Below are 11,845 nucleotides of genomic sequence, written 5' to 3'. Positions count from 1 at the left end.
TCCGTGCTTCCCGAAGCGGACATAGGATGGCCGGCGTGCGAGCGCGACCCGAGAGCGAGGACCCACGATGAGCCAGCGAATCTGGTTGCGCCACCTCTGGTCCCATGAGGCGCTGCCGCACCGGGTCTTCACCCGGGTGGTGAACGCCGGGCTGCGCCGGGTCCCCTTCGAGCTCAAGTACGGCGTGGGTCAGCGCCTGCGCCGGCGGCACCCCCCCTACTCCCTGCTCCGGGAGGGGAGCGTGGTGGTGCAGATCGGCGCCCCCGCCGACACCCTCCACTCGGGCCGCTCCCGGGCGATGCACTTCGCCCTGCTCGTGGGCTCCACCGGCCGCGTGGTGGTCATCGAGCCCGATCCCCGCAGCGCCCAGGAGCTCGAGCGGGTGGCCCGGGCGCAGGGGATCGAGAGCCTGCGGGTGAGCAACTGCGGGGCGTGGAAGGAGGCGACGAAGATCGTCCTCTTCGTCGATGATGCCCACCCGGCGACCAACTTCACCGAGGGCTCGAAGGACTACGACGAGGCCCGGATGCGGGACTACCGGCGAGTCGAGATGGACGTCGACACGGTCGACAACATCGTGGCGAGTCACGGGCTCCAGCGCATCGATGGGGTCAGCATCACGACCAACGGCGCCGAGCGGGAGATCCTCGAGGGGATGAAGGAGTCCATGCGGAGCCTGTCCTTCATCTCCCTGGCCCGGACCGGAGAGGGCTACGACGAGCTGATGGCCGAGTACGGCTTCGAGCGGATCGCCTTCGACGATCGGGGCTTCACCTACCGACCCGTACGGCCCGCCTGACCCGGCCCGCGAAGGGCCGAAGCCCATGCGCCTACGCTTCTTCAACACCTACGAGCCGGTCGCGCCGCTCTACCGAGACCTGCTCCCGGTGCTGGCGGATCGAGGGCACTCGGTGGAGGTCGTCATCGCCGGCCGGGCCTATCGCCCCGGGGAGGTGAGGGAGGACCGGGAGGGGCTGAGCTTCCGTACGGTCCCGACCCCCGCCCTCGGGCAGGGCCGCCTGGCCAAGGCGATGACCCACGCCGGCTACGTCCTCGGGGCGAGCACCCTCTCCGGCCTCGGCCGCGGCGTCGACCTCAACGTCTTCATGACCCAGCCACCGCTCTTCGGCGCCTGGGGTGGGGCGCTCGGCCTGACCCGAGGGCAGCCCTACGCCTGCATCGTGATGGACCTCTATCCGCACGTGGCCACCGAGGCCGGGGTGCTCCCCCGTCGGAGCGTCCTCACCCGCGGCCTCGAGGCCCTCGCGGGTCGGACGCTCCGGGGCGCTCGAGCGGTCATCGTCATCGGCCGCTGCATGGCCGACCGGATGGCCGCGATGGGCGTCGATCCCGGGCGGGTGCACGTCATTCACAACTGGTCCGACACCGAGGCGGTGAGGCCCGTCGCGGTGGGTGACAACGGGCTTCGGGCCTCCCTCGGGCTGCAGGACGAGTTCGTCGTCATGTACTCGGGCAACCTGGGCGTGGCGCACTCCTTCGAGGAGGTGCTCGGCGCCGCCGAGCGCATCGGGCCGGAGGCCGGGGTCTCCTTCGTCTTCGCCGGGGAGGGCGCCCGAAAGCGCGAGGTCGAGGCCGCCGCCCGGCGACTGCCCCACCTGCGGGTCATGGGCTACCAGCCGATCGAGCGCCTCTCGGAGAGCCTCTCGATGGGCGACGTCCACTACATCAGCCTGCGGCCCGGCTTCGAGGGCCTGGTCGTGCCGAGCAAGGCCTACGGGGTCTTCGCGGCCGGGCGGCCGGTCCTCTACCAGGGAGCGGCCTCGGGGGAGATAGCGCGCGTCGTCGAGGAGGAGGAGGTCGGGGTGGTGCTCGCGCCGGGTGACACCGAGGGGCTGGTCGAGGCCATCCTCGGCCAGCGGGACGACTCCGCGGGGCGCGCGGCGGCCGGGCAGCGTGCACGGGAGCTCGCGGTGGGGACCTACAGCCGGGAGGCCGCCCTCGAGCGCTACCTGGAGGTCCTGGTGGGGGGTGCGTCTTGAGGCGGCTGGAGAGGCCCATCATCATCCTGGGCGCGGCCCGCTCCGGCACCAAGATGGTCCGTGGCATCCTCGCCGCGCACCCGCGGGTCTCGATGGTGCCCTGGGACGTGAACTTCATCTGGAAGTTCGGCCACTACGGGATCCCCCACGACCAGCTGCGCCCGGACCAGGCGGACCCTCGCACCCGGGCCTTCATCCAGCGCGCCCTCGGGCGCTTCCTCGAGCCGGGCCACGACCGCCTGGTCGAGAAGACCGTAGGCAACACGCTGCGGCCCGAGTTCGTCCGGGCGGTCTTCCCGGACTGCCAGATCATCCACCTCGTGCGCGACGGGCGGGCGGTGGCCGAGTCGTCGCGGCGCATGTGGCAGGCGCCGATGGACCTGCGGGCGGTGACCGAGAAGCTGCGGGCCTTCCCCTTGCGGGCGGTCCCCACCTACGGGCTGCAGTACGTCCGGGCCTACGCGGAGCGGAAGCTCGGGCTGCGGGAGGGGGCCGTGGGGACCTGGGGGCCGCGCTGGGAGGGGATCGACGACGACGTCCGCCGGCTCCCCCTCCTGGAGGTCTGCGCCCGCCAGTGGGTGCGCTCCGTGGAGGAGGCCCGCGCGGGCCTGGCGCGGCTGCCCCCCGACTGCTTCACCGAGCTGCGCTACGAGGCCCTGATCGCCGATCCGGCCGGGGAGGCGGCGCGGCTCCTCGCCTTCCTCGACCTGCCGCCCTCGCTGGCCGTCGAGGCGCACCTCGAGCGCACGGTGACCTCCTCGAACCTGGAGAAGTGGCAGGAGCGGCTCGCGCCCGAGGAGGTGGAGGCGGTGCTGGGTCACGAAGGTTCGCTCCTCCGGGAATTGGGGTACATCTAGCCGCAGATGAACCAGCAGGAGGAGAAGGCCAAGCGGCTCCTGGACCTGGCCCTCGCGGGCGGCGGTCTGGCTGCGCTCTGGCCGCTGCTCCTCCTCCTCTCGGTGGCGGTGAAGCTGGACTCACCCGGGCCGGCCTTCTACGGTCACGAGCGCGTCGGGCGGGGCTGGTCGCGCTTCAAGGTGTGGAAGTTCCGGACCATGGTCACCGGCGCCGACCGGGCCGGCGCGGCGGTCACCGCCGGGGGGGATCCCCGGATCACGCGCCTGGGCCGCCTGCTGCGGAAGACCAAGCTCGACGAGCTGCCGCAGCTCTGGAACGTGCTCGTCGGGGAGATGAGCATGGTCGGGCCTCGCCCCGAGGCGCCCCGCTATGCCGAGGCCTACCGGGAGGCCTACGACGAGATCCTCTCCCTGCGGCCCGGCATCACGGACGAGGCGGCGATCACCTACCGCAACGAGGAGGAGGTGCTCGCTGCGGCCGAGGACCCCGAGGCGGCCTACCTCGAGGAGGTGCTGCCGAAGAAGATCGAGCTCTACCGCGAGTACCTGGAGGAGCACTCCCTCGCCGGTGACCTGGAGCTGATCCTGCGAACCCTGAGGGCGGTGGTGAACAAGTGAGCCAGCGGATCCCTTTCCATCTTCCGGACATCGGCGAGGAGGAGATCGCCGAGGTCGTCGACACCCTGCGCTCCGGGTGGATCACCACCGGGCCGAAGGCCCACGCCTTCGAGGCGGCCTTCGGCGAGGCGGTCGACGCGAAGCAGGCCGTGGCGGTGAACTCCTGCACCGCCGCCATGCACCTGGCCCTCGAGGCCATCGGGGTCGGCGAAGGGGACGAGGTCATCGTCCCGACCCTCACCTTCGCCGCCACGGCGGAGGTGGTGCGCTACCTGGGGGCGAAGCCCGTGCTGGTGGACGTCCTGGCGGGAGACCAGCAGATCGACCCCGAGGCGGTCGCGGCGGCGGTCACGGCGCGGACGAAGGCCATCATCCCGGTGCACTTCGCCGGGCAGGCGGCCGACCTCGATCCCATCCTGGCCACGGCCCGGGAGCACGGCCTCAAGGTCATCGAGGATGCGGCTCACGCCTACCCGGCGGCCTACAAGGGGCGGAAGATCGGCAGCATCGGCGACGTCACCTGCTTCTCCTTCTACGCCACCAAGACCCTCACGACCGGCGAGGGTGGCATGGCGACCTGCGCCGACGAGGCCCTGGCAGACCGGATGCGGGTGATGCGCCTCCACGGGATCTCCAAGGACGCCTGGAAGCGCTACCGGGCCGACGGCAACTGGTACTACGAGATCGTCGCGCCGGGCTTCAAGTACAACCTGGGGGACATCGCCGCGGCGCTGGGGCTCGTGCAGCTGAAGCGCGCGGACGAGCTCCTCGAGCGCCGCCAGCAGATCGCCGCCGCCTACCACACCGCCTTCGAGGCCGAGCCGGCCCTGGAGCTCCTCGCCACCCACGAGGATCGCCCCCACCCCTGGCACCTCTATGTGATCCGGCTCATGGACGGCGCCCTCTCGATCGGGCGTGATCAGTTCATCAAGGAGCTCGAGGCACGCGGCATCGGTGTGTCGGTGCACTTCATCCCCTTGCACCTGCACCCCTACTATCGAGAGACCTACGGTCTCGCACCCGAGGACCTCCCGGTGGCCCTCGACTGCTACCGGCGCTCCCTCTCGCTGCCGATCTACTCCCGGATGAGCGACGAGGACGTCGAGCGGGTCATCGAGGGTGTCCGGGACGTGATCGCGAAGCACCCGGCCTGAAGCTAGGACGATGAACAAGTTCGCCATGCGAGGAATGCAGGTCGCCGTGGACTTCGCGGTGCTCTCCCTCGCCTACTGGCTGGCCTTCTACTTCCGCTTCGAGTTCGAGCCGCGCTTCGAGATGGTGAAGCTGCTCTTCTTCACCTGGCCCTACGTGGTGCTCCTCCAGTACCTCGTGCTCGTCTCCTTCGGCGTGCCGCGCTTCGCCTGGCGCTACATCGGCATCCGGGAGGCGACGCGGATCCTCTGGGCCGTCACTCTCTCGGTGGGGATCCTCGTGGCCCTGCGCCTGGTCCTGGGGCCCTTCGCCGGCTACGCGAAGTTCGTCCGGATCCCCCTGGGGGTGCTGGCCATGGACTTCGTGATGGCCTTCCTGGGCGTCGTCGGTGCTCGGGTGATCCGCCGGATCTTCTCCGAGCGAGGTGAGCGCTCGCGGCGGCAGCGCAGCGATCGCCCGAGGGTGAGGACCCTCCTCATCGGGGCAGGCCGGGCCGGGGTGATGGTGATCCGGGAGATCGCCGCCCGGCCGGACCTGGGCATCGAGGCCGTGGCCTTCCTCGACGACGATCCGGTGAAGGTGGGCACCGTGGTCCACGGGGTCCCGGTCCTCGGTCCGACCTCGGACATCGCCGAGGTCGCCGCCGATCTGGAGGCGACCGAAGCTCTCATCGCCATCGCCAACGCCTCCGGTGAGGACATCCGGCGCCTGACCATGGTCTGCCGGGAGGCGGGGCTGGAGACCAAGATCATCCCCGGCATCTACGAGATCGTCGGCGGGAAGGTGAACCTCTCCCGGATCCGGGAGGTGGCCATCGAGGACCTCCTCGGCCGGGAGCCGGTCGATCTGGACCTCTCCTCGATCTCCGCCGTCATCGAGGGCCGGGTGGTGATGGTCACCGGGGCGGGCGGCAGCATCGGCTCCGAGCTCTGCCGGCAGGTCGCTCGCTTCGCGCCGTCCCGGCTGCTCCTCGTCGAGCAGGCCGAGAACGCGCTCTTCAACATCCACCGGGAGCTGATCGCCGAGAGCGCGGTGGAGGTCGTCCCGATCATCGCCGACGTCATCGACGCCGCCCGGATGAAGCGGGTCTTCGAGGAGCACTCCCCGGGGCTGGTCTTCCACGCCGCCGCTCACAAGCACGTGCCGATGATGGAGTGGAACCCCGGAGAGGCGGTGAAGAACAACCTCGGGGGGACCCGCTGCGTCGCCGACCTGGCCGACGCGTACGGGGTCGGCACCTTCGTGCTCGTCTCCACCGACAAGGCCGTGAACCCCACCTCGGTGATGGGGGCGACCAAGCGCGCGGCGGAGCTCTACGTCCAGTGCCTCGCCCGGCGCAGCTCGACCCACTTCGTGGCGGTGCGCTTCGGGAACGTCCTCGGGTCGGCGGGGAGCGTCATCCCGATCTTCAAGGAGCAGATCGCGGCCGGGGGGCCGGTCACGGTGACCCACCCCGAGATGATGCGCTACTTCATGACCATCCCCGAGGCCTGTCAGCTGATCCTCCAGGCCGGGGCGATGGGGGAGGGAGGAGAGATCTTCATCCTCGACATGGGCGAGCCGGTGAAGATCGTCGATGTGGCCCGTGACCTGATCACCCTCTCTGGCCTCACCCCGGGTGAGGACATCGAGATCGCCTTCACCGGGATGCGCCCGGGAGAGAAGCTCTTCGAGGAGCTCTCGGTGGACGAAGAGCAGGCGGAGAAGACCCGGCACCCGAAGATCTTCATCGGGCGGACCCGGGAGCGGACCTGGGACGACCTCGGCGCTCGCCTCGCCGAGCTGATCGCGGTGGCCATCGAGAAGGAGGGGGAGGGTGTCCGGGAGGGGCTCAAGCGCCTGATTCCGGAGTACGTGGTGCCTCCTTCGGAGGCGGAGGACGTGCCGAAGCCAGAGGCCGCGGCAGAGGCTACCTGAGGTGCGGGCGATTCCTTGCCGGGGGCCGGTGGGGGCCATAGCATGACCCGAGCCGTTCCCAGGAGTTCCCCTTGAGTGCCCCACCCAGCGAGGTTCACGTCGCACCCCCGGAGTTTGCTCCGGAGCCGCACTTCGATCCCCGGGTGTACCTCTCGGTCCTCCGGAAGCGCTTCTGGTGGATCCTGGCCGCCTTCGTGGTGGTCGTGGGGCTCACCGCCCTCTGGCTGGTGCGGCAACCGCGGATCTACCGGGCCTCGACCTCGATCGTGATCAACCCCCGGGCTCCCCAGGTGCTCGAGGGGGTGCGGGACGTGGTGGACATCGGTTCGACCAGCTACTGGTCGATGCAGTACTTCTACGGCACCCAGAACACGATCATCTCCAGCCGGGCGATCTTGAGTCAGGTCGTCGAGCGCCTCGGTCTGGACCAAGACGACGACTTCCTGGGGCTAACCTCCATCACGGACGAGGCGAAGCGGGCCGAGGCTCGGGCTGCCTCGGACGCGGTGGGCATCCTGCGCAGCGTGGTCACGGTCTCCCCCGAGAAGGAGACCTGGATGGTCTGGATCAACGTCGAGGACCGTGATCCCGAGCGGGCAGCGCGGATCTCGACGGCGGTCGCCGAGACCTACCGGGACGCGAACCTCCAGCGCAGGACGACGGGCACCGAGGACGCCCTCAGCTGGCTCGACGAGCAGATGGAGAAGATCAAGCCCCGGCTGGAAGAGAGCGAGAACGCGCTCTTCGAGTTCCGGAAGCAGAACGACATGCTCTCCTCCTCCCTCGAGGACCGGCAGAACATGGTCTCCAAGGAGCTGGCCGATCTCTCCGAGGCGGTCACCCAGCTGCGCACCCGCCGGATCGAGCTCGAGGCCCGGGCCCAGCGGATCGAGACGATCCGCAAGGAGGGCGGGGAGCTCGGGGCGCTGCCCGAGGTGGCGCGCTCCACCACCATGGAGCTGCTCAAGCGGGATCTCTTCGCGCTGCTCAAGGACAAGGCGGGGCTGGAGGAGCGCTACGGGGCCAAGCACCCCAAGCTCATCGAGGCCCAGCGATCCGTGGATTCCACCCGGCGGGAGCTCGATCTGGAGGTGCAGAAGCTCGTCGGGGCCACGCTCAACGAGTACCAGACCGTGCGCGATGCCGAGCAGAGGACGGCAAAGGAGCTGGCTCGCAAGAAGAGCGAGGCGTTCGCGCTCAACGAGAAGGAGATCGGCTACAACCGCCTGCTGCGCCAGAAGGAGAACCTCGAGCGCATCTACGGCATGATCGTGAACCGCTCCAAGGAGGCGGGGCTCTCCGGGGAGCAGACGACCAACAACGTGCAGGTCGTCGACCGGGCCACCGTGCCCTGGCGGCCGGTCAAGCCGCGGCTCACCTTCTCCCTCACGATCGCGGCGCTCTTCGGACTGCTGCTGGGGGTCGCCCTGGCCTTCCTCCTCGAGTTCCTCGACAACACGGTGAAGACCAAGGAGGACATCGAGGCCGACACGGGCCAGACCTTCCTGGGCATCATCCCCCTCATCGCCGAGCGGGCCGCGGCCGCGAAGGACGACGCCGTCGAGCTCTACCTCCTCGCCAACCCCCGCGGCCACGTGGCCGAGGCCTGCCGGGCCATCCGGACCAACCTCCTCTTCATGTCGCCCGAGCAGCCGCTGCGCCGCATCGTCGTCACCTCGGCCGGGCCGCGCGAGGGGAAGACCACGACGGTCGTCGACCTCGGGGTGGTGATGGCGCAGGGGGGGAGCACGGTCTGCCTGATCGACACGGACATGCGCCGGCCAAGGCTGCACCGGGTCTTCGGCATCGAGGCCAAGCAGGGGCTCTCCAACCTCATCCTGGGCGACGTCGAGCTCGACGACGTGCTGCAGAAGACCCAGGTCGAGGGCCTCGAGGTGCTGCCCTGCGGGCCCATCCCGCCCAACCCGGCGGAGCTGCTGCACACGGAGCGCTTCGCCAGGATCCTCGAGCAGCTCGGGGAGCGCTTCGATCGCGTCATCCTCGACACCCCGCCGCTGACCGCGGTGGCCGACGCCAAGGTGCTGGCGGTCGCCTCCGACGGTGTCATCGTCATCGCCAAGGCGCACGCCACGACCCGGGAGATGCTCGCCAGCACCACCGAGAGCCTCCTCGACGTGAACGCCCGCATCCTCGGCGTCGTGCTCAACCAGGTCGACGTCGAGCGGCGCGAGTACGGCGGCTACTACTACCGCTACTACCGCAACTACGGCGCCTACTACGGCGAGGACGCCGAGACCTCCACCGAGGCGAGCTGACCTTGAGCAAGCGCGCACTGATCACCGGGATCACCGGGCAGGACGGCTCCTATCTGGCCGAGCTCCTGCTGGCCAAGGGCTACGAGGTCCACGGGCTCATCCGCCGGGCGTCGACCTTCAACACCGAGCGGATCGACCACCTCTACCAGGACCCGCACGATCCGGACGTCCGCCTGGTGCTCCACTTCGGTGACCTCACCGACGGCACGAACCTCCGGCGGGTGATCGAGAAGTCGCAGCCCGAGGAGATCTACAACCTGGGCGCCCAGTCCCACGTGAAGGTCTCCTTCGATCAGCCCGAGTACACCGCGGACGTGGACGCCACCGGCACCCTGCGCCTGCTGGAGGCCGCCCGGGACTACCGCGACCACTCCGGGAAGGAGCTCCGCTTCTATCAGGCGGGCTCCTCCGAGATGTTCGGCGCCACGCCGCCCCCCCAGAGCGAGGCGACCCCCTTCCATCCCCGCAGCCCCTACGCGGTGAGCAAGGTCGCGGGCTTCTGGTACGGCGTGAACTACCGCGAGGCCTACGGCCTCTTCGTCGCCAACGGGATCCTCTTCAACCACGAGAGCCCCCGCCGCGGCGAGACCTTCGTCACCCGCAAGATCACCCGGGCGGCCACCCGCATCAGCCTGGGTCTGCAGGAGAAGCTCTACCTGGGCAACCTCGACGCGAAGCGCGACTGGGGCTTCGCCGGGGACTACGTCGAGGCCATGTGGCGGATGCTCCAGCACGACACGGCCGGCGACTTCGTGGTGGCGACGGGGCGCTCCTACAGCGTCCGGGAGTTTGCGGCCAAGGTCTTTGCGCGCCTTGGGCTCTCCTTCGACGACCACGTGGAGTTCGACGCGCGCTACCTGCGCCCCACGGAGGTCGACGCCCTCCAGGGCGACCCGCGGAAGGCCCGGGAGGCGCTGGGCTGGGAGCCGCAGGTCGATCTCGAGGGGCTCGTGGCGATGATGGTCGATCACGACCTCGAGCTCGCGCGGCAGGAGAAGACCCTCCGGGACGCCGGCCACATCGTCACGGCGAGGAGCGGCGCAGAGTGAGGCGCGACGCCCGGGTCTTCGTGGCCGGCCACCGGGGGCTGGTCGGCTCCGCCATCGTGCGGCGGCTGGAGGCGGCGGGCTTCGAGCGGCTCCTCCTGCGGGGCCGCGACGCGCTCGACCTCAGCGAGGCCGCCGCGGTGGAGCGCTTCTTCGCCGAGGAGCAGCCCGAGTACGTCTTCCTCGCTGCGGCGAAGGTCGGCGGGATCGTCGCCAACGCCACCTACCCGGCCGACTTCATCCGGGAGAACCTCCTCGTCCAGACCCACGTCATCGACGCGGCCTGGCGGCACGGCGCGAAGAAGCTCCTCTTCCTGGGCTCCTCCTGCATCTACCCCAAGCTCTCGCCGCAGCCGATCAAGGAGGAATACCTGCTCACCGGTCCGCTGGAGCCGACGAACTCGGCCTACGCGCTGGCCAAGATCGCCGGCATCGAGATGGTGCAGGCCTATCGCCGGCAGCACGGCCTCGCCGGGATCTGCCTGATGCCCACCAACCTCTACGGTCCCGGGGACAACTTCGACCTGGAGACCTCCCACGTCCTGCCGGCGCTGATCCGCAAGTTCCACGAGGCGAAGGAGCGGGGAGCCGAGGCCGTGACTCTCTGGGGTACGGGCAAGCCTCGGCGCGAGTTCCTCCACGTGGACGACCTGGCGGACGCCTGCCTCTTTGCGATGGAGCACTACGACGCCCCCGAGATCCTCAACGTCGGGGTCGGCCGGGACATCTCCATCGCGGAGCTCGCCGCGCTCGTCGCCGAGGTCGTCGGCTTCGGGGGGGCGCTGGAGTACGACACCTCGCGACCCGACGGGACACCCCGCAAGCTGCTGGACGTCTCGCGCCTGAGCGGGCTGGGGTGGGAGGCCCGGATCGGGCTGCGGGAGGGGGTCGCCTCGGCCTATGCGTGGTTCCGGGAGAACCACCCCGCCGGAGAGCCCGCGTAGCTCCCCAGCGCCCGCATGACGTCCAGGGGGCTGTCGTGGAGCGCGAGGCTGAAGCCAGCCCTCACCAGGTGACGGTGCTCGGGGTACTGCGCCGCCGGATCGCGGTTGAGCCAGGTCCGCAGGTAGCGGGCCTGCCAGCCGGGCGGCTCCAGGGTGCGCTCGACCTCGAGGGGGAGCGGGGAGGCGAAGAAGCTCCGGGTCCAGGTCAGCTGGGCCCAGGCGGCCGTTCGCAGGCCCAGGCGCCCGAGGGTCTCGAGGGTCTCCCCCCAGGCGGGGGCGAGGAGGCGCAGGGCGAGATCCAGGTCCACGGCCTTGAGGAGGCGGGCCGTCACGTGCTCGGTGATCGCCGGGTGGATCAGGGCCAGGAGGAGGAGGTCGGCGTCGCGCGGCACCCAGAGGGCCCCGCGCCGGACCCTCTTCGTGAGGACGCGGGCAGCCAGATCGAAGCGGAGCCGGCCCGGCCGTAAGAGATCCCAGTGCAGATCGATGGCGCCGGCGGGGCCGAGGACGTCACACTCGTGGCTGTCGCGCTCGGCCGCGCGGTGGATGGTGTAGCCCCGGGAAGCGAAGCCCCGGAGGACCTCGTCGCGACGGTCGCGCGGGACGAGCAGATCGAGATCGGTGGCCTGCCGGGTCGCCGGCTCGGGGTAGAGGCGGTGGGCCAGCGAGGGGCCCTTGAAGACGACGTGCGGGACGTCCGCAGCGTCGAGCCACTCGCCCACCTCCTGGAGCATCCGGGCCTGCTGCAGATGGTGGCCGCGGGCCAGGCGCAGGCTCTGCTCCAGCCTCTCCCGGAGGGCCGGAGGGAGCCCATCCCCGGGCTCGGCGAGCAGGTCCTTCGCCAGCAGCGGCTTCACCCCCTCCCGCCGCGCGAAGTCCAGCACGTGCTCGAGGCCGGCGGAGGAGGCGCGCTCGATCCACGCCTCGGCCGGCGCGCGGCGCTCCTCCTCGGGCTGCAGCCGCTCGGCCAGCAGGGTCCGCAGCGCGAAGGCGTTTCTCCCGGGGTCGCTCATCGCGATTCCAACCTATAACAGC

10 protein-coding genes are annotated in these 11,845 nt (G+C 70.3%); 9 read left to right on the top strand and 1 reads right to left on the bottom strand.

Annotated elements, in window-relative coordinates:
- Positions 1-67: 67 nt before the first annotated feature.
- The 9 genes from P1V51_12845 to P1V51_12805 all read left to right on the top strand — a co-directional run bounded on the left by P1V51_12845 (position 68) and on the right by P1V51_12805 (position 10,810).
- The gene (locus P1V51_12845) at positions 68-799 is read left to right on the top strand and encodes an FkbM family methyltransferase (protein ID MDF1563928.1); all 732 of its coding nucleotides are present in this window, start codon (positions 68-70) and stop codon (positions 797-799) included.
- 25 nt (positions 800-824) lie between these two features.
- Positions 825-2,000, top strand: coding sequence for a glycosyltransferase family 4 protein (locus P1V51_12840; protein MDF1563927.1), 1,176 nt, complete (start codon positions 825-827; stop codon positions 1,998-2,000).
- Positions 1,997-2,857, top strand: a complete 861-nt coding sequence (locus tag P1V51_12835; GenBank protein ID MDF1563926.1) for a sulfotransferase — start codon at positions 1,997-1,999, stop codon at positions 2,855-2,857. Before P1V51_12840 ends, P1V51_12835 begins: the two co-directional genes overlap by 4 nt.
- Before the next feature lie 6 nt (positions 2,858-2,863).
- Positions 2,864-3,475 carry a sugar transferase gene (locus P1V51_12830; protein ID MDF1563925.1) on the top strand — a complete coding sequence of 204 codons (612 nt, stop codon included), beginning with the start codon at positions 2,864-2,866 and terminating at the stop codon, positions 3,473-3,475.
- Positions 3,472-4,629, top strand: coding sequence for a DegT/DnrJ/EryC1/StrS family aminotransferase (locus tag P1V51_12825; GenBank protein ID MDF1563924.1), 1,158 nt, complete (start codon positions 3,472-3,474; stop codon positions 4,627-4,629). The genes P1V51_12830 and P1V51_12825 overlap by 4 nt, the downstream gene beginning before the upstream one ends.
- 10 nt (positions 4,630-4,639) lie before the next feature.
- Entirely contained in the window at positions 4,640-6,544 is a 1,905-nt protein-coding gene (locus P1V51_12820) for a nucleoside-diphosphate sugar epimerase/dehydratase (GenBank protein ID MDF1563923.1), read from the top strand.
- A gap of 143 nt (positions 6,545-6,687) precedes the next feature.
- The gene (locus P1V51_12815) at positions 6,688-8,820 is read left to right on the top strand and encodes a polysaccharide biosynthesis tyrosine autokinase (protein MDF1563922.1); all 2,133 of its coding nucleotides are present in this window, start codon (positions 6,688-6,690) and stop codon (positions 8,818-8,820) included.
- Positions 8,817-9,869 (top strand): GDP-mannose 4,6-dehydratase, encoded by a 1,053-nt coding sequence (gmd, locus tag P1V51_12810; protein MDF1563921.1) that lies wholly within the window; start codon positions 8,817-8,819, stop codon positions 9,867-9,869. Before P1V51_12815 ends, gmd begins: the two co-directional genes overlap by 4 nt.
- Positions 9,866-10,810, top strand: coding sequence for a GDP-L-fucose synthase (locus P1V51_12805; GenBank protein MDF1563920.1), 945 nt, complete (start codon positions 9,866-9,868; stop codon positions 10,808-10,810). The genes gmd and P1V51_12805 overlap by 4 nt, the downstream gene beginning before the upstream one ends.
- Here the strand turns inward: P1V51_12805 and P1V51_12800 are convergent.
- Entirely contained in the window at positions 10,765-11,823 is a 1,059-nt protein-coding gene (locus tag P1V51_12800) for a nucleotidyltransferase family protein (protein MDF1563919.1), read from the bottom strand. The genes P1V51_12805 and P1V51_12800 overlap by 46 nt on opposite strands.
- Positions 11,824-11,845 lie beyond the last annotated feature (22 nt).

It is taken from the genome of Deltaproteobacteria bacterium (genome assembly GCA_029210625.1).
Classification (GTDB): Bacteria; Myxococcota; Myxococcia; order SLRQ01; family SLRQ01; genus JARGFU01.
This window is presented reverse-complemented; position numbering and strand designations above follow the sequence as displayed.